The organism is Rhodococcus ruitaii, from assembly GCF_055230935.1.
Window position 1 is genome coordinate 317,810 of the sequence record NZ_JBUYWC010000007.1, and the last position, 22,619, is coordinate 340,428.

21 protein-coding genes and 1 pseudogene are annotated in these 22,619 nt (G+C 64.6%); 8 read left to right on the forward strand and 14 right to left on the reverse strand.

Translation table 11 applies throughout. The features are described from left to right. Positions 1-118 precede the first annotated feature (118 nt). Positions 119-1,085, forward strand: a pseudogene (locus tag ACZI8W_RS11280) (TIGR00341 family protein). 51 nt (positions 1,086-1,136) lie between these two features. Here the strand turns inward: ACZI8W_RS11280 and ACZI8W_RS11285 are convergent. Continuing rightward, complete coding sequence (locus tag ACZI8W_RS11285) at positions 1,137-2,450, reverse strand: bifunctional o-acetylhomoserine/o-acetylserine sulfhydrylase (RefSeq protein ID WP_463368576.1); 1,314 nt, start codon at positions 2,448-2,450, stop codon at positions 1,137-1,139. 433 nt (positions 2,451-2,883) lie between these two features. Between ACZI8W_RS11285 and ACZI8W_RS11290 the strand changes: the two genes are divergently transcribed. Further along, the gene (locus ACZI8W_RS11290) at positions 2,884-3,696 is read left to right on the forward strand and encodes an IclR family transcriptional regulator (RefSeq protein WP_463368577.1); all 813 of its coding nucleotides are present in this window, start codon (positions 2,884-2,886) and stop codon (positions 3,694-3,696) included. Positions 3,697-3,768: 72 nt separating this feature from the next. Here the strand turns inward: ACZI8W_RS11290 and ACZI8W_RS11295 are convergent, their stop codons facing one another. The 3 genes from ACZI8W_RS11295 to ACZI8W_RS11305 form a co-directional block, all read right to left on the reverse strand. Continuing rightward, positions 3,769-4,545 carry an SDR family oxidoreductase gene (locus ACZI8W_RS11295; RefSeq protein ID WP_463368578.1) on the reverse strand — a complete coding sequence of 259 codons (777 nt, stop codon included), beginning with the start codon at positions 4,543-4,545 and terminating at the stop codon, positions 3,769-3,771. A 67-nt stretch (positions 4,546-4,612) separates the two neighbouring features. Then, on the reverse strand, positions 4,613-5,545 hold the full coding sequence (locus ACZI8W_RS11300) for an AurF N-oxygenase family protein (protein WP_463368579.1): 933 nt from the start codon (positions 5,543-5,545) through the stop codon (positions 4,613-4,615). Positions 5,546-5,657: 112 nt separating this feature from the next. Then, a complete protein-coding gene (locus ACZI8W_RS11305) occupies positions 5,658-7,136 on the reverse strand; it encodes an MFS transporter (protein ID WP_463368580.1) in 1,479 nt (492 codons plus the stop codon). A 162-nt stretch (positions 7,137-7,298) separates the two neighbouring features. Here ACZI8W_RS11305 and ACZI8W_RS11310 point away from each other — a divergent pair, with 162 nt between their 5' ends. Next, positions 7,299-7,943: a TetR/AcrR family transcriptional regulator gene (locus tag ACZI8W_RS11310; RefSeq protein WP_463368581.1), complete on the forward strand. Its 645-nt coding sequence runs from the start codon at positions 7,299-7,301 to the stop codon at positions 7,941-7,943. 30 nt (positions 7,944-7,973) lie between these two features. Here ACZI8W_RS11310 and ACZI8W_RS11315 read toward each other — a convergent pair whose 3' ends face one another. Beyond that, a complete protein-coding gene (locus ACZI8W_RS11315) occupies positions 7,974-9,026 on the reverse strand; it encodes an adenylate/guanylate cyclase domain-containing protein (protein WP_463368582.1) in 1,053 nt (350 codons plus the stop codon). Between the two features lie 128 nt (positions 9,027-9,154). Here ACZI8W_RS11315 and ACZI8W_RS11320 point away from each other — a divergent pair, with 128 nt between their 5' ends. Together ACZI8W_RS11320 and ACZI8W_RS11325 are read left to right on the forward strand one after the other, a co-directional pair. Beyond that, on the forward strand, positions 9,155-9,943 hold the full coding sequence (locus ACZI8W_RS11320; RefSeq protein ID WP_463368583.1) for a DUF6319 family protein: 789 nt from the start codon (positions 9,155-9,157) through the stop codon (positions 9,941-9,943). Between the two features lie 79 nt (positions 9,944-10,022). Next, positions 10,023-10,688 carry a chymotrypsin family serine protease gene (locus tag ACZI8W_RS11325; protein WP_463368584.1) on the forward strand — a complete coding sequence of 222 codons (666 nt, stop codon included), beginning with the start codon at positions 10,023-10,025 and terminating at the stop codon, positions 10,686-10,688. Positions 10,689-10,694: 6 nt separating this feature from the next. Here ACZI8W_RS11325 and ilvD read toward each other — a convergent pair whose 3' ends face one another. Together ilvD and ACZI8W_RS11335 are read right to left on the reverse strand one after the other, a co-directional pair. Beyond that, complete coding sequence (gene ilvD, locus ACZI8W_RS11330; RefSeq protein ID WP_463368585.1) at positions 10,695-12,407, reverse strand: dihydroxy-acid dehydratase; 1,713 nt, start codon at positions 12,405-12,407, stop codon at positions 10,695-10,697. 28 nt (positions 12,408-12,435) lie between these two features. After that, positions 12,436-12,993, reverse strand: a complete 558-nt coding sequence (locus ACZI8W_RS11335; RefSeq protein WP_463368586.1) for a TIGR03086 family metal-binding protein — start codon at positions 12,991-12,993, stop codon at positions 12,436-12,438. 147 nt (positions 12,994-13,140) lie between these two features. Here ACZI8W_RS11335 and ACZI8W_RS11340 point away from each other — a divergent pair, with 147 nt between their 5' ends. From ACZI8W_RS11340 to ACZI8W_RS11350, 3 genes are all read left to right on the forward strand, one after another. Beyond that, positions 13,141-14,145, forward strand: a complete 1,005-nt coding sequence (locus ACZI8W_RS11340) for an aldo/keto reductase (RefSeq protein WP_463368587.1) — start codon at positions 13,141-13,143, stop codon at positions 14,143-14,145. A 40-nt stretch (positions 14,146-14,185) separates the two neighbouring features. Then, positions 14,186-15,460 carry an MFS transporter gene (locus tag ACZI8W_RS11345; RefSeq protein WP_463368588.1) on the forward strand — a complete coding sequence of 425 codons (1,275 nt, stop codon included), beginning with the start codon at positions 14,186-14,188 and terminating at the stop codon, positions 15,458-15,460. A gap of 109 nt (positions 15,461-15,569) precedes the next feature. Then, positions 15,570-16,202 carry a GTP pyrophosphokinase gene (locus tag ACZI8W_RS11350; protein ID WP_463368610.1) on the forward strand — a complete coding sequence of 211 codons (633 nt, stop codon included), beginning with the start codon at positions 15,570-15,572 and terminating at the stop codon, positions 16,200-16,202. Positions 16,203-16,282: 80 nt separating this feature from the next. Here the strand turns inward: ACZI8W_RS11350 and ACZI8W_RS11355 are convergent, their stop codons facing one another. The 7 genes from ACZI8W_RS11355 to ACZI8W_RS11385 form a co-directional block, all read right to left on the reverse strand. Next, positions 16,283-17,266 carry a hypothetical protein gene (locus ACZI8W_RS11355; RefSeq protein ID WP_463368589.1) on the reverse strand — a complete coding sequence of 328 codons (984 nt, stop codon included), beginning with the start codon at positions 17,264-17,266 and terminating at the stop codon, positions 16,283-16,285. Between the two features lie 181 nt (positions 17,267-17,447). Further along, on the reverse strand, positions 17,448-18,371 hold the full coding sequence (locus ACZI8W_RS11360) for a hypothetical protein (protein WP_463368590.1): 924 nt from the start codon (positions 18,369-18,371) through the stop codon (positions 17,448-17,450). A gap of 43 nt (positions 18,372-18,414) precedes the next feature. Beyond that, positions 18,415-19,422: a hypothetical protein gene (locus tag ACZI8W_RS11365; protein WP_463368591.1), complete on the reverse strand. Its 1,008-nt coding sequence runs from the start codon at positions 19,420-19,422 to the stop codon at positions 18,415-18,417. Continuing rightward, positions 19,419-19,718, reverse strand: coding sequence for a hypothetical protein (locus ACZI8W_RS11370; RefSeq protein WP_463368592.1), 300 nt, complete (start codon positions 19,716-19,718; stop codon positions 19,419-19,421). Before ACZI8W_RS11370 ends, ACZI8W_RS11365 begins: the two co-directional genes overlap by 4 nt. A gap of 453 nt (positions 19,719-20,171) precedes the next feature. Further along, entirely contained in the window at positions 20,172-20,732 is a 561-nt protein-coding gene (locus ACZI8W_RS11375; RefSeq protein WP_463368593.1) for an LpqN/LpqT family lipoprotein, read from the reverse strand. Next, positions 20,729-21,661, reverse strand: a complete 933-nt coding sequence (locus tag ACZI8W_RS11380) for a hypothetical protein (protein ID WP_463368594.1) — start codon at positions 21,659-21,661, stop codon at positions 20,729-20,731. The genes ACZI8W_RS11375 and ACZI8W_RS11380 overlap by 4 nt, the downstream gene beginning before the upstream one ends. Before the next feature lie 45 nt (positions 21,662-21,706). Then, positions 21,707-22,619 (reverse strand): hypothetical protein (locus ACZI8W_RS11385; protein ID WP_463368595.1); only part of this gene is annotated, 913 nt, incomplete at its 5' end.

Consider the following 22,619-nt stretch of genomic DNA (forward strand, 5'->3'; position numbering starts at 1 on the left):
CGGCCTGATCGCGGGCGCAGTATCTGTCGCACTCAACGTCGCTCTGCTCGCGGTGATGCAGTTCGGTAAAGCGCTGAACGCCTTGTGAATTCGTCGCCCAACAGAGCGGGGATCGGTCATGAACATTCTGGTTCCGGACAGTCAGCGGCGGACGCTGGACGAACTTGTCGATCGCCTCGATCTCAGTGCGGGAGAGTCTGCGTCGAAACGCTCGGCCTTCTGGATCATGCTGACGTTGTCGGCGGTGATCGCTGCGTCGGGTGTGGCGGGTGACTCGACCGCGACGGTGATCGGCGCAATGATCGTCGCTCCATTGTCGGTTCCCATTCTCGGTGTCGGACTGGGGGTTGCGACCGCGCGATGGAAGCTGATCGCCCGCAGCCTGCTCCTGGTTCTTCTGGGCAGCGTGCTGGTGGTGGCAATCGGATTCGTCATCTCGAAGTTGCTGCCCAATCCGACGGATGTGTTGTCGAATTCTCAGGTGGTCGGCCGTACGTCACCGAAGCTGATGGATCTCACCGCCGCGCTGGCAACCGGGTTGGTGGGCGTCATCGCGATCATTCGACGCGACGTCGGAGACGTGCTTCCGGGTGTGGCCATAGCGATCTCGCTGGTACCACCGCTCGTAGTGGTCGGCGTGTGCGTCGGCTCGGGTGCGCCTGGGCTCGCCCTCGGCGCGTTCGTGCTGTTCGCATCCAACATGGTGGCGATGATCGTGACGGCGACGGTAGTGCTCGTCGTCGCAGGGTATGCGCACGAGGCAGGGGCGGGTGAAGCCCGGCGCGGCTGGGCCTACGCCGTTCTCGCGACAGGGCTGATCATCCGTGGCCGTGCCGATGGTGGTGAACTCGTTGTCGACGTTGTGGGCGCGCCAGATCGCGGACGCAGCGGAGATATGGCTTGGCGATGTGTACGCCGCGCAGGTCACCGACGTGTCGGTGCAGCAACGGACGGCGCTGGTACATGTCCTGTCGCCCGAGAAACTTCCCCCGGTGGGCGAACTTCAGTCGGCGGTGGACAACCTCGTGCCGTGGCACCCGGAGGTCGTGATCGTGCACACCTACGGCGGCCGTTTCAGCGAGTGACGAGTCGGGGAGGGGGGACGTGTCTCCCCCTCCCCGACTCGGTGGCTGTGATCAGCTTCCGGCGGCCTCGAGGCCGCGGGTGATATCGGCGAGGATGTCGTCGATGTGCTCGATACCGACGGCGAGCCGAACGAGTCCGGGAGTGACACCTGCCGCGAGTTGTTCCTCGGCGGAGAGTTGGGAGTGCGTGGTGGAGGCCGGGTGGATGACCAGGGACCGTACGTCGCCGATGTTGGCCACGTGGCTGTGCAGGGTCAGTGCATTGACGAATTTCTTACCGGCGTCGATGCCGCCCGCGAGCTCGAACACCACGATCGCGCCAGCACCCTTGGGGGTGAGCTGCCGGGCGCGGTCGTACCACGGCGACGACTCCAGGCCGGGGTAGGCGACGGAGGCGACCTCGGGACGCTGGTCGAGGAACTCTGCGACCTTCTGGGTGTTGGCGACATGCCGCTCCATGCGCAGACTCAAGGTTTCGAGCCCCTGCGAGATGAGGAACGCGTTGAACGGCGACACCGCAGAACCGAGGTCACGCAGGAGCTGGACGCGTGCCTTGAGGGCGAAGGCGGGTGCGCCGAGATCGGCGTAGACGACTCCGTGGTAGCTGGGATCGGGGGTGGTGAAACCCTCGTGGCGGCCCTGCGTCCAGTCGAAAGTGCCGCCGTCGACGATGACGCCGGCGATTGCGGTGCCGTGTCCGCCGAGGTACTTGGTGGCCGAATGCACCACGATATCGGCCCCATGTTCGAGTGGGCGGACCAGGTACGGGGTGGCGACCGTGTTGTCGACGATCAGCGGTAGGCCGCTTTCGTGCGCGACACCGGAGACGCCGGGGATGTCCAGGATGTGGTTCTTCGGGTTCGCGATGGTCTCGGCGAAGAATGCCCGGGTATTGGGGCGGACGGCCGCGCGCCACTGCTCGAGATCGTCGGGATCCTCGACGAAGCTGGTCTCGATACCGAGCTTGGTGAGCGTGTAATGCAGCAGGTTGTAGGTGCCGCCGTACAGGTAGGGGCTCGCGACGATGTGGTCGCCCGCCTGGGCGACGTTGAGGATCGCCAAGGCCTCGGCCGCCTGACCGGAGGAGAGCAACAGCGCCGCGACGCCACCTTCGAGGGCGGCGATGCGCTGCTCGACCGCATCCTGGGTGGGGTTCATGATGCGGGTGTAGATGTTGCCGGTCTCGGCGAGACCGAACAGCGCGGCAGCGTGATCGGTGTTGTCGAAGGTGTAGCTGGTGGTCTGGTAGATCGGGAGCGCCCGGGCTTTGGTGTCGCCGCCGGCGGGTTGTCCGACGTGGATCTGCTTCGTTTCGAAGTTCCAGTCGGCGGTCGGATCGGCAGCGTCGGGCGTGGTGTTGCTCATGGGTTTCGGCTCCGGTTGTTCTCGGGTGATGAGGTGCTGGGGTGGGGTGGCGAAGCAGAGGTACCGACCTGGACGGTCCGCGACCCGCGCAGCGATCTCGGGCCGGTCGAGTCGGGGACCGGAGGCTACGGGTGCGGGCGGTCAGCGGGCCTGGCACCCGCAGATACACAGTGTTCGGGCATGGACACGCGCCGACGGATGACCCGGCGTCTGTTCGTGCGTCCTGCTCACAGTCGTGACGATAGTCGCAATCGATGATCTCTACCAGTGTGCCGGGAAACGCCTGCACGACGCGCCGATCTTTTTGCATCCGTAGCGCACATACATTCTGTGTGCTTCACTTCTCCGGGGGCCGATCATTGTTTCAGTCGTGCAGTAACCAATTTCAGTGCTGCTCGAGTTCCGCACCCGACCACTAGCGATGGAGGGCACGTTGACAGTCATCGATTCGGAGTTCACGCAGGCCGGCACAACGATGCTGCGCCCGCCACCACCCTCGATGGTCGAGCGAATGACACGCATTCTCGAGGCCTTCGACGCAAGCATCGCCAGGCTCACGCTCGAAGAGGTGACGTTCCGCTCGGGTCTTCCCCGATCCACTGTGCACCGCATCCTCGAACAGCTCGTCCGCCTCGACTGGCTCGAGCACACCGCGCTCGGTTACGGGCTCGGAACCCGCGCACTCGGCCTCGGCGGCGACATCGACCGGGACCGTCTCCGTGAGTGTGCCGCACCGCACCTCCACGAGCTGGCGATGCAGACCGGGGGGGTCGTGCATCTCGACGTCCTCGACGGAGCGCAGGTGTACTGCCTCGACAAGATCGGTGGCGCAGGTGCTGCCGTGCTGCCGACGAGGGTCGGGGGCCGAATCGCGGCGTACGCCACGGCCGGTGGCAAGGCCATGCTCGCGACGCTCGACCCCGAACAGGTCGACGGCCTGTATCCCTCTCGACTGGCCCCGGCAACCAAACACACGATCACCGATCGGGTGATGCTCCATCACGAGCTGAATCGGGTCCGTAAGCGTCACGGAATCGCATTCGACCGCGAAGAATCGATCGTCGGTATCGGCAGCGTCGGTGCACCGCTGCGCGGTACCGGCGGAGTCGTCGCGAGCGTGTCGCTGGCCGGCGGAGTACGTGCGATCCAGCTCGAATGGATGGCACCCCTGCTGGCGGACTTCGCCCGGAAGATCTCCAGCGCGCTCGCGTGCGGAGACGAGGGTCAGCGAAGCAGGTGGGCGTAGGCGTCGCGACACTCGGCTGGCAGCGCCGGGCGGGGAGTGTCGGCGGTCGGAGTCCTTGCTCCGTCGTCGTTCTTACTGGGGATTGAGCGCCATGAATCGTGCGGGAACCTCGCCCCCGCCGTGGACGGCGAGATCGGCGCCGTTGACGTAGGACGCAAGCGGACCGGCCAGATACAGGCAGGCACCCGCGATGTCGGAGGGGGCTGCCATCCGCTGCATGGGCAGGGTCTTCGTCACCGCGGCGCCGCCGTCGTCGCCGTAGACATGGGCCGCGGCTTCGGTGCGGATCAGGCCCGTGGTGATGTGGTTGACGCGCACTTTCGGCGCCCATTCGAGCGCGAGCGCCTTGGTGAGTGCGAGCAGGCCGGCTTTGGCTGCGGTGTATGCGGCGGTGCCCGGCTGGGGATCATGCGCCGACACGCTGCCGATGTTGATGATCGAGCCACCGGTGGACTGCGTGCTCATGACCCGGTTCGCGGCCTGTGCCACATAGAAGGGCGCAGAAAGATTGAGAGAGACGATCCGGTCGAAGAATCGTGTCGAGACGGTCGCGGCGTCCGCGTCGGGAGAGCCGCCCGCGTTGTTGACGAGCACGTCGAGGCGACCGAATTCGGCGGCTGCCGCATCGACGACGGCTGCGGCCTGGTCGGCGTCACGGATGTCGGCGGCGAAGAATGACGCGATGCGATCGTCTGCTGCCGGAAGGGTCTCGGGCTCGGACCGCCCACATACGAGGACCTGGGCGCCCGCGGCGAGGAACGTCTCGGCGATGACGAAGCCGATTCCTTTTGTGCCGCCGGTGACGATGACTGCGCGTCCGGCGAAATCGGCCGGGTTCGAGATGCTCATGGCTCGGAGGGTAACTGCGCGGCTCGATCGTCGGTCGCGCAGTTCCGCTCAGCGGGTGGTCTCGCGATCAGAGTAGATGAACCTTCTTGTAGAGGATCTTCGACGGTCCACCGACGAGTCCGACGCTGTCGAGGAACGTCATGAGTTTGGCGCCGGACTTGCGGACTTTGTCGTGGTGGTGCTTGTTGCCTGCGGCTTCCGCGAGGGCGCGGTCGCGGTCGAGACCGGCGTTGGAGTACACGGCGGGGTGGATCATGCTCCTGACGACGAAGTACACGACCACCGCCGTCTGGATGCGCTCGAACGCGACTCGTGCACGGCTCGCGCCGGTGAGTCGGCGGGTGACCTCCTCGCGGGCGAAACGGATGTGCCTGGCCTCCTCGAGCACGTGAATCTTGCTCACGGCACGGGTGACCGGTTGGACGCGCTCGTCGCGCATGAAGTCGCGTTGCATCATGTCGAGGATTTCCTCCGCGGCCATCACCGACGCATAGGCGTTGGCGCCACGGAAGTAGTGCCCCCACAGGCGTCCGAGCTGGTGGATGTACCGCGGGGGGCCGTAGCCGGGCATTCCGAGTCGTTCGCCGGCGCGCGCGAACATCACCGAGTGGCGGCACTCGTCGGCAACCTCGGTGAGCGCGAACTGCACGTGGCTCGAGTGCTTGTTGCGGTCGTACACGTCGCGCAGCAGCATCTGCATGAGGAGGATCTCGAACCACAGGCCGACACTCGAGACGCTCGCGGCCTCGTGCTTGGTCAGTTCGATGCGCTGCTCGTCGGTGAGTTCGTCCCAGAGGGCCGTGCCGTAGAGCGTGCTCCACTCCGGCGTCATGCCGAACTTGTCGTCGGGGATCGGTGCGTCCCAATCGACCTCGATCACCGGGTCGTACGACTTGCGGGCGGACGATGCGAGCAGGCGTCGCGCGGTGTCCTCGCGGTCGGAGATCGGGAGTCCGGGAACGAAACCCTTGCTGTTCTCGCGGGTGAGCGATGCGGTCATGCCTCCACCTTTAAGTGTGACGATAAGTAACTGTTACATGGAGGCTACAGTGATCGAGCCCACGGCACAATGCCCACCGCCGGATCGGCGATGGGCATTGTGAACGGGTGAATCAGGTGCGGGGCGGGGCCCAGAGGGCCGCGCCGAGGGCGCCGACCAGCAAGATCGCCGCGAGTGCCCACGATGCCTGCTGCATACCGACGAGAAATGCGTCCCGCGCGAGTGCGATGAGAGGTTCGCCTTGGGGGCCGGCGTGCTCTGCGACCTGCAACGCGGCGGCGAGTGAATCCTCCACGGCCCCCCGCGCAGGCTCCGGGATCGCCTGTGCGGCCGGCTCGATCTCGCTTCCGTAGGCGGCCGCAAGAACGCTGCCCGCGGCGGCAACGCCGATCGCCGCGCCGATTTCGCGTGTGGCGTCGTTGACGGCCGAAGCGACCCCCTGCTGATCATCGGGGGTGTTCGTGACGATCGCGTGCGTCGCGGGTGCGGTGCAGAGCCCGAATCCGATCCCTGTCACCAGCATCGTCAGCGCGGCATCGAGATACGCGGACTCCGCGTCGAGGAATCCGATGAAGAACATCGAGACCCCGATGAGGGCCAACCCGACGCTGATGAGCGCTCGCAGGCTGATCCAGCGGAGCAAGGTAGGAACCGCGAGCGACATGGCCATCACGACGATGAAGATCGGTGTCAGTGCGACGGATGCCATCAAAGGGGAGTAACCGAGGATGAGCTGGAAATACTGCACGATCAGAAAGAACATCCCGAACCCGGCGAGGAACTGGAGGTTCAGGCCTGCGGCGCCCACGCTGAAGGCGCGGTTCTTGAACAGGTGCATGTCGAGCAGAGGGGCGTCGGCGCGCAACTCGGCGAAGACGAACCCCACGGCGGATGCGAGGCCCACCGCGACGGCTCCCAAGGTCACCGGGTCGAGCCAGCCCCGATGAGGGCCCTCCATCACACCCAGGACGAACAGTCCGACGGCCGCGATCGCCAGGATGCTGCCGCCGAAATCGAAACGTCCGGGATCTTCGGACCGTGATGACGGGATGGTCAGTGACATGGCAATGAGACCGACGGACGCGAGCGCGAATCCGCCGAAGATCAACTTCCACGACGTGTATTCGAGGATGACCCCGGAGGTGATCATGCCGATGACTGCGCCGGAGGCGGCAATGCCTGCCCAGACGCCGATGGCTCGTGCCCGAAGTTCCGGCGAGAACCCGGTGGTGATCAGCGACAGCGTTGCCGGCATCACCAAGGCAGCTCCGACCCCGGCGACCCCACGTGACGCGATCACCCAGGTCGGTCCGTCGGTGATCAGCGGCAGTGCTGATCCGAGCCCGAAGATCACCAGGCCGACGACGAGGATGCCGCGTCGGCCGAACCGATCACCCAGCGCACCCGCCGGGAGCAGCAGGGCGGCGAGCATGAGGGTGTAGCCGTCGACGATCCAGGTCAGCTGGTTCTGCGTCGCACCGGTGTCGACAGCGATGTCGGGCAGCGCGGTGTTGAGTGCTGCCATGGCTGCGATCACCGCGGCCACCGAAGCGCACGCCACAGTGAGCAGCCACAGTTGCGACCGTGTCATGCGCGTGGTGGGAACCTCGGACTTCGAAGGTGCGGATGCTTCGGGCACGGTTGCCTTCCGGACGGATGATCGGGTTGCCGGGCAGTGAACGAGACTGTTGGTATCGTAACGGAACCGATGGTTCCATAACCAGTCTGCGGCGAGACGAGAGAAACTGAGGGCGTGAGCGCGCGCGAAGATCGTCAGACATCCCGAGAACCCGACCCCCGAAAAGCACGGTCGCGGGCACGGCTGCTCGACGCCGCCACCGAACTGCTCGCCACGGGCGGCGCAGACGCCGTCACGATCGATGCCGTGACCACCCGCGCCGGGGTGGGGCGCGCGACGCTGTATCGGCATTTCGGGAACGGCACAGAACTCGTCGCCGCCGCCTTTGCCCGGCTGATCCCGCCGGCGCCGCCCGTGCCGGAGAACACCGACCTGCGCGAACAGCTCGTCGAACTGCTCATCGGGCAGGCACGGATCGTCGAAGAAGTGCCCATCCCCCTCGCTGCGATGTGCTGGCTGGGGATGGGGCCGGGACTCGCCCATGCGAGCCGCCCGGCCGACCCGGAAGCGCAGGAACGGCCCGAACTACAGTCGCTGCGCGAGCAGCTCGTCGAGCGTTACCGTTCGTCGTTCGATCGAGTGCTCGGTTCGGATGCTGCGCGCGCAGAACTCGGCGAGTTCGACTACGATCTCGCCCTCAGCCAGCTGGTGGGCCCGGTCGTGTTCAACCGGCTCATCACGCTGCCACCCATCGGCCGGCCGGCGTGCGAACAGATCGTCGACGACTTCCTCGCGGCTCGTCGTGCAACACCCGGCTAGCGCTGCCGGGTCAGCAATACCGGGTTCTGGTCAAAGTGTCCAGCGTCGCCGATCCGGCGCTCGCAGGACGAACGGTCTCGACCGCCGGAAATCCTTCACCCTGAGCCTGCGCAGCGGCTGGATCCGGAACTCGTCCGGATCCAGCTCGGCCGCGAGCCTCTCGTCCAACAGGATCGAGCCGGGCCGGGCCGCGCCGGTGAGACGGGCGGCGTTGTTCACGACAGAGCCGAACAGGTCGCCGAAGCGTGCGAGCACCGGCCCCCACGCCAGGCCCACCCGGAGCTCCGGAGTGTTCTTGCTCGCGCCGAAGGTCTCCTGCAGTTCGAGCGCGATCCGCGCGCCGTCGGCCGGATCCTCAGCGGCGAACATCACCTCGTCGCCCACGGTCTTGATGACCCACCCGTGGTGGCCGGCGATCGCCGCCGTCACCTCGGATTCGAAGTACTCGAGCAGTTCGTTGAGTTCGTTCGCGTCGATTCGGCGGGTGAGCTGCGTGTAACCGACCATGTCGGCGAACCCGACCACGACCTCGCGCAGCGGCGCGCCTCCTTCGGGGCGCCAGACGGAACGCTCAGTGGTGCTGACGATGTGACGCCGCCAGATGTGGCTCTGCAGGGTCTCGGCCCGCATCGACAGTTGCTGCACGAGAGCATCGACGAGATCGGGCATGTCCTCGGCCGACGCATCGGAGTGTTCGTCGACGAGATTGTCGAAGAGGTGGGTGTTGAACAGGGTCAGTTCCCATTCGGCGAGTCGTGAAATGGACTGGCCGAGCGACCGGGCGGCCGAGAGTTCGAGGTTCTCGTCGATCACGCCGCTACCGACGATCGCCGCGATGTCGCGTAGCGCACCCACGTCGCCGTCGGTGAACATCTCGGCGTCGGGTTCGGGGTCCACAGTGAATCCCAACGCCTGCCACAGTCGCCGGACCCGCGCGGGGGCCATGCCTGCCATCATCGCGACCTCGTCCACTGTGTAGCGGCGTTCGCCCCCGAGCAGGCTGCGTTCGAGCTCCTTCTGAATGGCGGCAAGCAAGTGGGGGCCGGGCTGCGGTCGTTGCTCCGGCGAGTTCACAGTCGACATCCTTCCTTGTCGTGGTCCGGAGCACACGCCGGGTTCCTCTGTGACAGGACGATCCGGGGCCGTCTGTCGTACGGATGTGCGAGAGTGGGCGCCGTCGATCGCACAGCAGAGCCGAGAAAGGACGTGGCATGCCGCCCCGTAGACGTGCGGACCATCTGACCGAGGAACAACTCACGGAATTGAGCTCCGCCCTCGCGGAGGGGCGTCGCGCCACGGTATATCTCGTCGAAGGGATTCCCAGCCTGGGAATCGAGCCGGGTACGTCGGCGCGGGTCATCTCGATCGAGGGGGCCACGGTCACCGTCCGCCCGAAGGGGGTCAACGACGAGCTCCCGTTCGAAACGGACGAACTGCGCTTCACCCGAGAAGTGGCGACGAGGGCGTCGCCGAAGCAGGCCGTGACGAGGGGATCGCCGGGCGCGGCGAAGGCACGAGCTGCTGGAACGCCCGCCCCGAAACCCCCGGCGGCGCACTCGCCTGCAGCAACAACTCCACCTGCGAAACCCGAATCCGAACAGTCCGTCCCCCGGCCGGCCGCCAAGGAGAAGACCACCGTGACCTCCACTCCCGCGCATCCGCCGGCTGCCACCGGTGCAGAACCGGCCAAGCCCAAGGCTCCCGCCAAGCGAGGCGCCAAGAAGTCCGCCGCCATCAGCATCACCGTCACTATCGAGCCCGAGAACGAATGGACGGTCGCTGTCGCACAGGGCGCGCGCAAGGTCGGTAAACCCGCGGTGGTCGCGCCCGACGCCGTCGAACGCGCCGTCAAGGAACTCGGCGACGAGACCGCGATCGACGCGGTGCACTCGGTGATCGATGAGGCGCGCCGCACCGTGGAGGAACGTGTCGCTCAATTGAGCCGCGAACTCGAGGAAGCCCGGAAGGCGCTCGAAAGTCTCGGTCCCAACCCGGCATAGTGCGTAATCCTCTAGTACTGTGACGGCGCTCTAGTACGCTGACCGCGGAGACGGTCGGGACCGGCCGCGTGGGAGGGGCATGATGTTCAGAAAACTTGCTGTGGTATTCGCAACCGCGATTGCCTTGGTCGGCAGCGGTGCGGCGGTGGCCACGGCAGCCCCTTCCGTTGTGCTGGGGGGTGGATCGGGCATCACACTCGGCAATGGCGACGAGAGCATGTACGACTGCACGCTCACCACGATCGGGCACGACGCGGCCGGCCGGCTGGTCGGGCTCACGGCCGCGCACTGCGGCGACCCAGGCATGACCGTCAAGTCCGAGTACGCCATGGGCGCCGGAACGCTGGGCCACATCGTGTCCACCAACGAGACCCTCGATTACGCGGTCATCGAGTTCTACGGCGACAAGGTCACCCCGGTCAACAGCATCGGCAATGTGACCATCACCGGGGTCGGTACCCCCGCCGGATTCCCGGACATCGCCTGCAAGGAAGGTCGCACGACCGGCAACACCTGCGGCATCGTGTGGGGCGACATCTTCGGGGCTCAGGAAACGTGGACGCAGGTCTGCGTCATCGAGGGCGATTCGGGTGCACCGCTCGTCGTCGGCACCACGCTGGTTGCGATGGTCAACGCCTACCTTCTGGCACCGTGTGTCGGTCCCGAGGTCGGTACGAACATCGACGTGATCATGGCCGACATCGATGCGCGCGGCGGCGCCGGAGCGGGTTTCCGGCCGATCTGACTGGCTTCATCCGCACACGGCGCCCTGTGATGCGGACCCGACAAGTTTGGTGTACTTCGCCAGTACCCCCTTGGTGTAGCGCGGCGGCAGTGGCTTCCAGCCCTGCCGCCGCGTCGCTGTCTCAGCGTCGTCGACGAGGACATCGAGTACACCGTTCGCAACGTCGAGCCTGATCCGGTCGCCGTCGCGCACGAACGCGATGGGGCCGCCGTCGACGGCCTCGGGCGCGACATGCCCGACGCACAGGCCGGTGGTGCCGCCGGAGAATCGCCCGTCGGTGAGCAGCAGCACGTCTTTGCCGAGACCCGCGCCCTTGATGGCACCGGTGATCGCGAGCATCTCGCGCATCCCCGGGCCGCCTTTGGGGCCTTCGTACCGGATGACGACCACGTCGCCCGCAGTGATGGTGCCGTCCTCGAGGGCATCCATCGCCGCACGCTCGCGTTCGAAGACCCGCGCGGTGCCTTCGAAGACGGACTCGTCGAAGCCCGCCGACTTCACCACCGCGCCCCCCGGCGCGAGGGATCCACGCAGGATCGTGATGCCGCCCGTGGGATGGATCGGATCGCTGAGCGCGCGCAGCACCTTTCCATCGGGATCGGGCGGGGCGATACCCGCAAGGTTCTCCGTGACCGTCGCGCCGGTGACGGTGAGGCAGTCGCCGTGCAGAAGCCCGGCATCGAGCAGGGCTTTCATGATCACTGGAACGCCGCCGATATGATCGACGTCCTTCATGACGTGGCGACCGAAGGGTTTGACGTCGGCGAGGTGCGGGACCCGCGCACCGACCCGCACGAAGTCGTCGAGCGTGAGATCGACATCGGCCTCGTGGGCGATCGCGAGCAGATGCAACACGGCATTGGTGGATCCGCCGAACGCCATCACCACTGCGATCGCGTTCTCGAACGCTTCCTTGGTGAGGATGTCGGATGCGGTGATACCGCGCCGCAGCATCTCCACGACGGCCTGCCCGCTGCGTCGTGCGAACCCGTCGCGGCGACGATCGGTCGCCGGCGGTGACGCACTGCCCGGCAGCGACATGCCGAGAGCCTCGGCCGCGCTGGCCATGGTGTTCGCCGTGTACATGCCGCCGCACGCGCCCTCGCCGGGACAGATGGCTCGTTCGATCGCGCCGAGGTCTTCTTCGGACATCAACCCGCGCGCGCATGCACCGACGGCTTCGAACGCGTCGATGATGGTCACATCGCGTTCTGTGCCGTCGGACAGTTTCGCGATGCCGGGGAGGATCGACCCCGCGTACAGGAACACCGACGCGAGGTCGAGGCGTGCGGCGGCCATGAGCATCCCGGGCAGCGATTTGTCGCACCCGGCGAGCAGCACCGATCCGTCGAGTCGTTCGGCCTGCATGACAGTCTCCACGCTGTCGGCGATCACCTCGCGGGAGACGAGGGAGAAATGCATGCCTTCGTGGCCCATCGAGATGCCGTCGGAGACGGAGATGGTGCCGAATTCGAGCGGGTAGCCGCTGGCTGCGTGCACCCCGTCTTTCACCGACTGGGCCAGACGATCCAGCGACAAGTTGCAGGGCGTGATCTCGTTCCACGACGATGCGACCCCGACCTGGGGCTTGGCCCAGTCGTCGTCGCCCATCCCGACCGCGCGCAGCATCCCGCGCGACGCGGTCTTCTCCATGCCGTCGGTGACGTCGCGGCTGCGGGGCTTGATGTCGGGCGTGCTGGAGGCGCGCTGGTCGTTCATGGTGTTCCCTGCTTTCGGGGGTTCACGGTTATCGGGGATCTCGGCCGGTGAGGGCGATCAATCGGTCCTGTACGGGGGCGTTGTCGGCCAGTGGGACGGGTGGCGCGAACAATCCGCTCGAGGCGAGCATGTCGACCTGAGATTGCAGATCGGTCCACACCGCGTCGACCAGTTTGGGGTTGAGACGGTCGCTGCAGCCGACGGCGCGTGCCAGATCCCAGCTGTGTACAGCGATGTCGCCGACCTGTTGTTTGAGGTAAGCGAGGCACGGCACGGTGCCGTACGACAGGTGCACCGGTGTGTCGAGCGAGGTGGCGGCCCACGCGGTAGTGGCCTTCTCTGCATACCGGTGCCATTCTGCGGCGAGATCGTCGCCGATCGGCTCGAGTGTGGCATCCGCGTCGGCGAGGGTGCGGCCTTCCAGGATGGGCGCGACCCACCGCTGTTCGCCGACCACGTGTCGCACGAGGTCGGCGACGGTCCACTCGGTGTCGGGGGTGGGAGCGGACCAGTCGGTGATTCGCGGGAGCCGCGTCTCGAATTCGCTTCGGGCGGTGCGTTGAAGTTCGATCCAGTCGATCGCCATGGATCCAGCGTAGGCGCGGCGGGTTCGGATCACGGTGATTCTCGAACCTGCGCGGCGGGGCAATGTGCGGAAGGATCGGAGAGATCGTTGTGTCCGTCCATACCGTGTCGGTCCATACCGTGTCCGTCAATACGAGGAGAATGCTCGATGTCAGTCCCCACCGTGGAGCTCGCACCCGGTTTGATCGTCAGTGCCCAGGGTTACGGTGCCATGTCCGTTGCCCCGGTGTACGGGGCGGTCGATCTCGACGAGGCTCTCGCGACGCTGCACCACGCGGTCGACACAGGCGTCACCTTCATCGACACGGCGAACATCTATGGCAGCGGCACGAGTGAACAGGTGGTCGGGAAGCTGCTCAGTGATCGTCGCGACGAGGTGCAGTTGGCCACGAAGTTCGGTCTCGTCGGGGGTCTCGGAGGTGGGGGTCTCGGGAACCGGTCGATCAACGGTCGACCCGACTACGTGCACGAGGCCATCGACGAGTCACTGCAGCGGCTCGGTGTGGACGTGGTGGATCTGTATTACCTGCACCGCGTCGATCCCGAGGTTCCGATCGAGGAGACTGTCGGCGCGATGGCCGAGCTGGTCACCGCGGGGAAAGTGCGTCACCTCGGTTTGTCCGAAGCGACGGGCGACGAACTGAGGCGCGCGCACGCGGTGCACCCGATCGCCGCGATCCAGTCGGAGTGGAGCATCATCTCGCGCGATGTGGAACGCAGTGTGGTGCCGACTGCCGCCGAGCTCGGCATCGGTTTCGTTCCGTTCTCCCCGGTCAGTCGCGGTTTGCTGACGGACGCCTTCGAGCCGGGTCAGATCGGGGACGGCGATCTGCGTCACCGGTTCCCACGTTTCGACGCCGAGGCGCTTCCCTCGAACCTGGACTTGCGTGCGAAGGTGCGCGCAGTCGGCGACGAGGCGGACGCGACCGTCGCGCAGGTTGCTCTGGCGTGGCTCGATGCAAAGGCCCGCGAGTTCGGTCTGCCGTCGGTGTCGATCCCCGGCACCCGTTTCGCTGCCCGCGTCACCGAAAACGCGGGCGCTCTCGACGTGACGCTGTCGGACGAGCAGGTCGCGCGTCTCGACGCTCTTGCGGGTGAGGTGGTCGGTGAGCGGGCTTCGGACCCGACGTGGGTGTCGCTCGGACGTGAGTAGTTACCCGGCCTAATTAGCTCCGGCGTATCGTGTACATCCCATGAGGTCATGGCTGGTCTGGGGTGTCGGTGTCTTCGCCTACCTGGTCGCGGTCCTGCACCGCACGACCTTCGGCGTCTCGGGTCTGGCCGCGACCGAGCGCTTCGACATCTCCCCGTCCGTGTTGTCCGGGTTCGTGGTGTTGCAGCTCATCGTCTACGCGGGCATGCAGATTCCCGCCGGTGTTCTGCTGGACCGATTCGGGTCGCGCAAGGTCATCGCGTTGGGTGCCGCCATCATGGCGGCGGCCCAGTTCGTGCTCGCCGTGACCGACTCGCTGCCCATCGCGTATGCCGGTCGAGTGTTCGTCGGCGTCGGTGACGCTCTCACGTTCATCTCGGTGTTGAGGCTGGTCCCGGTGTGGTTCGCTCCGCGCCGGGTTCCGGTGGTGTCGCAGCTGACGGGCATCCTCGGCCAGTTCGGTCAGGTGCTGTCGGCCGTGCCGTTCGTGCTCATCCTGTCCGGTCAGGGGTGGACGGCTGCGTACGCCAGTGCCGCGGCGCTGGGGATTCTTGCCTGCGTCCTGGTGGTCGCAGCCGTACGGAACGCTCCCGCCGGGGAGCACCTGGACGTCCCGGCCGCGGGACTGCGCAATGTGCTCAGCCAGATCGGCGGCGTGTGGCGTCGGCCGGGGACGCGGCTGGGGTTCTTCACGCACATGGGCGCCCAATTTTCCGTCACTACGTTCGCCTTGATGTGGGGTGTGCCGTATCTCGAATCCGCGCAGGGCCTGTCGCCCGCCGCTGCCGGTTCGATGCTCACCGTGTCGGTGGCTACCGCGATCGTGGCAGGTCCGATTCTCGGCATTCTCACAGGGCGCTTCCCGAATCACCGCTCCTGGCTCGTGCTGTCGATCATCATCGCGTGCGCGACCGCGTGGACGGTCGTGCTCGCGTTGCCCGGCCCCGCGCCGATCTGGCTGCTGGTGCTGCTCCTCATCGTCATCTCCGTCGGCGGTCCGGGGTCGATGGTCGGCTTCGACTACGCACGTACCTTCAACCCGTCGACGGCACTCGGCACCGCACAGGGCATCGTCAATATCGGCGGCTTCCTCGCGACCTTGCTGGTTGTCCAGACGATGGGTGTACTGCTCGATACGTTCGGTGGTTACGGCTTCGATTCGTTCAGGGTGGCGTGGCTCGCGCAGTATCCGATCTGGGTGCTGGCCCTGGTAGGGGTGCTGATCACGCGCAGGAAGGCTCGGCGTGACGCGGGTGTGCATCCGCGCACATTGCGGGAGGTTCTCCGGAAGCGCGGCGACCCACGTCGCGGATAGCTGGCAGACTCGGTGATGGAATACATCGAGGAGGATCCGAGTGACAACGACGGTGAACGACCCTGAACAGGGTGTGCCCATACCCGAGGAGCCCGCGAGAGTCTCCGAGCTGCTGCCGGTCCTACAGCCGGACCTGAAGGGCGAACTCACTCGCTTTCTCATGGTCTACAAGTTCGGCATCGACGAGATGATGACCAAGATCAACATCTTGCGGGACGAGTTCACCTACACTCACGACTACAACCCGATCGAGCACGTCAAATCGCGTCTCAAGTCGCCGGAGTCGATCCTGACGAAAGCTCAGCGGAAGGGTGCGCCGCGTACGCTCCAGGGTGTCCGCGAGTACGTCCGCGACATCGCCGGCATCCGCATCACATGCAGCTTCACATCCGATGTCTACCGGATCATGGACATGATCACGCGGCAGGGCGACGTGAACGTGGTCGAGATCGAAGACTACATCGCCGCGCCCAAACCGAACGGCTACCGCAGCGTCCACGTGATCGTCGAGATCCCCGTGTTCATGTCCGACCGTGTGGAGTCGGTCTACGTCGAACTTCAGATCCGTACGGTTGCGATGGACTTCTGGGCAAGCCTCGAGCACAAGATCTATTACAAGCACGACCGCGCGGTGCCGGACGAACTCCGCGAAGAACTTCGCGTGGCCGCGGAGGCAGCCCGCGACCTCGACGTGAAGATGGAGGCGCTGCACGACCGGGTGCATGGAGGGGCCGACAACTGAGCAGTCCTTCGCCGACTCGCACGGTGTCTCCCGCGCGGGCGCGGCAAAAGGGTAGGCAATGTGTTCGACGTCGTGACATTCTAGGTATCTGCGGAGGGTTTCCGGGTCCGGGTTTTGAGCTCCGCCTTTGCCTTCTGGGTGCGTGCTGATCGGAAGCGTTCGCGTAATGGAGGGGGGCGCAGGAGTTCCACGGCGGCGGCGTCGCTGACGAGTGCTCGGGCGTCCGGGTTTTCGTGTAGGCGTCTCAGCAAGGCGAAGAGTGTGTTCGGTTCTGAGATCAGCAGGTGGGCCATGATCGCGACCGACTTGTCGGCATCGTGTCGAGTCCTGAGAGATACCGGGACAATTGAACTGGTAGTCAGACGGATGACCGGGTGAGGTGTGGATCCGAGGCGCACACCCAAGTCCCCCGGGGTGATTTGCGCAATTTCGTCCCAGCGGAGGAACAGGTCGGACTCATGGATCGAGAACATGATTCGTCGACGTGCGTACCGCCTGATGCCATTCGGGTAAATCTGCAGCATTGTTGTGAATCGTACAGAGGACAAAAGTAATACCGCGGTACCTGTGACAGCTGAGCCGATCGCTGAGAAGATCGCGACTTCCCGTGTGTCTCGTCCGAATGGCACAAGACTGCCGCCGACATCTGCCAGCCAACTGATCCAAATGGTGAGGCCATAGGCGGTAATTCCCACGAGGACCGTGATCAGGGTCGGAATCAATGATCTGGTCATCGGTACGGTCACGCCTGCCCCGTATCTACCATCTGTATGAGGCAGGATTCGGCGGGGAAGGGAAATATATCGAAAGCCGGATTCCTGTAGGAGGCCAACGCATATCAGCAGTGCAGCCAAACCTACTCCAGAGAAACCGATAGCAGCGAGGGGCTCGCCGCCACGAGCCCCGTTCCACGCTGTCGTTGCGCTGACCGCAGCGGAAAGCGCCACCACTGTAGCGGCGGCAAGCTGCAAGGGGCGGAGGGCTTGCGGCCAGGGTTGAAAACTGGACGGAACGTTGACATTTGCGATGCACTCGGAAGATGTCTTGCTGTTCGAGTTGTGCATGTTCGATTCCTCAGGGCGAGGGGAATGCCTCGTTCGGAACACGGATCCACCCGTCCGGAGTTGGGTTCGTGAGATACGGTGCCCGGGTTCATCGAGCGGGCAGGTGACGAGCAGGTGATGAGCTCGACCTCGTGACTTTCGAGGTACGTGCCGAGTGTTGCGAGGGTCGGGTTCTGGGCGTTCACGCTCCTGCCTTCTGGGTGCGTGCTGACCGGAAGCGTTCGCGCAACGGAGGTGGTCGCAGGAGTTCAACCGAGTCAACGTCGCTCAAGCAGTGTCGTTGGTCGGGGTTTTCCTGCAAGAAGCGAAGCAATCTGTAGACAGTATTCGGTTCCCCGATAAGGCGATACGCGGGGACGTCGAGTTCGCTCGTTTTGCCGCCTGTTCGGGTGTCGATGGCTACACCGCCGATCCTGATCACAGGGTGGCGCGTGGGGGAATTGCCGTTCGGTCCGGAATAGAAGGCAGGGATGATTGATTCGATATCATCCCACTCGATGACCTGCTCGGTTGCACTCGTGAAGAAGGGTATGTGGCGACGCATCGCGAGATGAAGTCCATCGGGGTAGATCCCGAGGGAAGTCGGCGTTCGGATGATCAGAGAGAGGATGCAGATGGAGAGTGAGAGTATTCCGAGGACAGCGGCACCCATCGGTCCGCCGAGACGTAGGAATACTTCGTCGAGTAAGCTGCGGTCACCCTGATCCTGGTGGGGCGGTAATAGGGCTGGAAGTGCGGCAACTGCGAGGCTACCCAGTAGGATAATCATGAGTAGATCTCTCCGTTGGGGGACAAGGATGCCCATTCCGTGATCTTTGTCCTGGTTCCGGGAGATGCGGCCGGGAAAAATGAGGTGGCGGAACCCACTCTGTGCGAGTGCGATTCCAGCGATCGTCGAAATCAGGAGGGTGAAGCCCGAAAACCCGATCGCGGTATCGGGTTCGTTCCGCCGAACACCTTCCACCGTGAAGTATATGAATACGGCTGCGAACGGGATCACAACAACAGCGGCGATGAGTTTCGTTGCTTCGAGGCGTTGCGGCCACGGCGCTTCGTGTGAGGAGTGAATACGGGCACTGATCGAATGTGACGGCTTTCGTGACATCTTCACTCCTGAACTCGTTTGAACTCGAAGCGGGGGTACTGGTTCAATCCCAAGCCCGTTGAAGAAGCTTGGAAACCCCGACGGAGGCTGATGCACCGATCGCAGTACCGACTACCAGTCCAACGGCCGTTCCCAGGCCCGGTACGACCGATCCCACCGCGCTGCCGGTCGCAGCTGCACTTGCAGCTGAGCTCAGGACGGATCCAAGAGCAAGGCCTGCGACCGCGCCGGTAGATTCAGTTACAATTGCTTTCGTCGGGTCCATACCCCCTTCGATATCGTTGGAGATCGCGGGAATCACCCCCAGCACGGCGCCAGCAGGACCGAGGCGACCGGCGATGCCACGCGCAAGATCGTCACCAGCTGATAGGGCCGCAGCCCTCATGCCTTCCTTGGTTGCGTCGGTCATGAGTCCGATGGTCGAGGCCGCGGCCGTGGCAGACCAGTCCGGAACCCAGGAGAACGTGCCATCCTCGGATCGGACGACTGCGCCCGGTGTTGCTTCCTTGGCGGCGTCCTCCAACAGTGCGAGTGCGTTGTTGATGCGACCCGTTGCGTCGTCCGCAGCTGCGGCGGCCTGCTGGAGTGCGTCGATCAGCGCGACACTCAGTTCGGCGGCCTGGCGTTCGAGTTGGAGAGATGCGGTGTCGTAGGTTGCGCCTGGCGGGAGCAGTGCTCGGAGAAGTGAGAGTTGGCTTGTGGCGTCGACGATTCCGTTGTCGTGCACCGTGAACGATTGTTGTTCTGCGGCGTTCACCAGCGCGCGCACATGCATTCGGGCGCCTTCGGCGATTGGTGCGCTGATGCGGTAGGCGTCGGAGACCTGTAGGAGGGCTGCGGCGATGGCGCTGCCGAGTGAGCGTTCCTGGACGACGCGGAGTGCGGCGGCGTTGGCGGCGTCGCCTTTCCAGTGCTCGGCGAGGGCGTCTTGGTCGTGGAGCAGGCTCTTCATGCGGTCGTCGAGTGTGTCGTCGAGTGTGTCGAGTGCGTCGGCTGTGTGTCGGAGGGCGTCGGGGTTCCAGGATGTGACGGCGGAGACGCTGGGAGTCACCGGGGTTGGTCCATCGCGGTCAGCGCTGCGACGAAGTCGTCTTCGGCGATCTCGTAGTCGTCTGCTGCGCCATTCGAGATGTCGGTGACTTCGAGTAGGCGCTGGCGGATGTTGGCCAGTGCCTGCGCGGTAGCGAGGTGCCCGCGCGCACCCGTGTCGCTGAAACCTGTTCCGGGGAGTGCTGATTGCGAGTGCGCGTATGGAACGCCGATATCCCATTCCCCGATGGCGTCGGCTGCGCCACTGACAGATGCGGCGAACGCACGAAGCGCCTGCGGATCTACTTTCAACGTCACCACTGTCCCCCCGACAGATTCCCCCGATGTTTTCGGTCGTGAGGATAGCAGAGCGCGTGGAGGGGAGTTCAGGTCCGGGTCGCGGATAGCTGCAACAGCTTCGGCTAGATACAAGACTCCGTTCCCCGCGTTGGTTGTCAGAGTGTCTCATGATCATCCTGACAACCAACACTCGATGTCATCCCACTTCGGGAGCAGTGCGATTACCAGTGTCGAAACGGCGGTCAAGGCGATGAACGGAACGTGCTCGGCCACTTCGTCGAGCGGGATCAAGACTGCGTCCGCGTGTGTGGCCCAAGTATAGATCGTGACAGGTATAGATCATGACAGCGTCGGGCGAGGACGAAGCCGCATCCGAATGCCGAGCTCACCGCAAAACTGAACAGGCGGAGCCGCTGAGGCCAGGCGGCGATGGACGTGGGCTGGGAATGAACCGTTTTCCTGGCCCGGCATCTATCGGCCCGCTCGGGGAGGTATATCCACGACAAACCTCAACCCGTTGTGAATCGTGGATGCGTCGGAGGTGAGTGCTACATCGGGATCAGCGCGGGTGGTCACCGTCAATTGGGTGAGGTACCGGTCGTAGTCGGCGTCGACGACGAGAAATCGAGTGGTTGCGTCGAACCAGGCATCGCCGACGCGGTAGATTCCTCGCGTGAAAACCGATCTGTGGTAATGGAAGTCGTTGGTGTCGGAGTGAACTTCGGTCCACTCCGGAAGTGACCGGCATTCCGACGCGGCGGCATGGAGGAGTTCGTCGGTGGGGCGCCAACGTGAGAGACGGCCGTGGAGCAGTACCGCATTGGGTGTCCATTCGTCTTCTGTGTGTTCGGGTGCGACCAGGACCGCGTATGCATGGGGGAATACCTCGTTGGGCACATCGATCCACCCGTCCGGGCTCGGGATCGTTACATGTGGGTGCCCGGGTGCATCGGGTGGGCTGGGGATGAGTTCGACTTCGTGACTTTCGAGGTACGTGCGGAGGGCTTCCGGAGTCGGGTTCTGAGGGTTCACACCTTTGCCTTCCGGGTGTGTGCGGCGCGAAAACGTTCGCGTAGTGGAGGAGGCCTCAGCAGTTCGGTTGCGTTCGGCTCACTGATGAGGTTTCGATCGTCCGGGTTTTCGTGAAGACGTCTCAGTAGCGCGAGGAGGGTATTGGGTTCGGTCACGAGAGCGTGGGGCATGAGCGCGACCTTGTGCTCTCCGTCATGTGGTGTGCGCAGCGTCTTGCTGATGGGAGACGATGTGTGGATGTCGATGCCGGGGTGTTGAAACGAATCTATGGTTCGCCCGTCGACATGCGTAATATCCTGCCATTTCACGAAAACCGTGGACTTTTTGTTGGACAGCAGAATTCGTCGATGGGAATAACGTTCGACACCGCCGCTGTAAATGCTTACTGCGATGTCGACTCTTATCGAAGAAACGAACAATGCGAGTCCGACTGCAACAGCCGCGAGGGAGGCCAGGTATATCGCCCCCGTGCGAGAGTTGCGTCCATCGGGAAGTAGCGACTCGTCCATTCCTATGAACCAGCCGACAGACGCGGCGACACCGTAGGAGGCCGTGACAATGAGCAAGGCGATCAGGAAAGGAGCCAACATGCGGCTCGTCGGAATTGACAATCCATTGCCATGGGTGGGGTCTTGAACTGGGCGAATCCTGCCTGACAGTCCGACGTGCCGAAATCCTGCCTCGCGCAGCATCACAACGGTGAACATCGCCATCATCGATGCACCGCCTCCGTATCCGGTAGTGGCTAGAGGATCCCCACTCCGCCAGTTTTCTGCGGCGCTGGTGAAGCCAAGTACCATCAATGCGAACAGTCCCATCGACATCATCAGCAATGTCGGGCGGAACCGCTGTGCCCATTCCGGGCGACAATCCCCAGCGGAGGAGCCTTCGGGTTCAGGCGAGTTCGTGCCCCGGTTCAGTACAGGCATGGCTGCTCTCCTTGTGCAAATTGTGGTCGAGATGCGGTCAATAGCTCAATTCCAGTTCTTCTGAAGATATTTCGACGTGAACCATGTTGATATCCCGCCGACTGCCGCACCGACAACGATTCCCACTGCGGTCCCGGCACCCGGTGCAATGAGGGTGCCGAGTGCCGCGCCTGCCTTTGCTCCACCCATTGCTGTGACGAGTCCGACAGCGGATCCCGCGCCTTCCGTGACGGTTGCTTTGGTGGGGTCCATTCCGCCCGCGATGTCGTTGTTGATGGCGGGTATGGTTCCGAGGATGGCAGCGTACGGGCCGAGTCCTCTCGCGATACCCCGTGCTAGGTCGTCACCTGTCGATAGAGCTGCGCTTTTCAGGCCTTCTTTGGTTGCGTCGGTCATGAGTCCGATGGTCGAGGCCGCGGCCGTGGCAGACCAGTCCGGAACCCAGGAGAACGTGCCATCCTCGGATCGGACGACTGCGCCCGGTGTTGCTTCCTTGGCGGCGTCCTCCAACAGTGCGAGTGCGTTGTTGATGCGACCCGTTGCGTCGTCCGCAGCTGCGGCGGCCTGCTGGAGTGCGTCGATCAGCGCGACACTCAGTTCGGCGGCCTGGCGTTCGAGTTGGAGAGATGCGGTGTCGTAGGTTGCGCCTGGCGGGAGCAGTGCTCGGAGAAGTGAGAGTTGGCTTGTGGCGTCGACGATTCCGTTGTCGTGCACCGTGAACGATTGTTGTTCTGCGGCGTTCACCAGCGCGCGCACATGCATTCGGGCGCCTTCGGCGATTGGTGCGCTGATGCGGTAGGCGTCGGAGACCTGTAGGAGGGCTGCGGCGATGGCGCTGCCGAGTGAGCGTTCCTGGACGACGCGGAGTGCGGCGGCGTTGGCGGCGTCGCCTTTCCAGTGCTCGGCGAGGGCGTCTTGGTCGTGGAGCAGGCTCTTCATGCGGTCGTCGAGTGTGTCG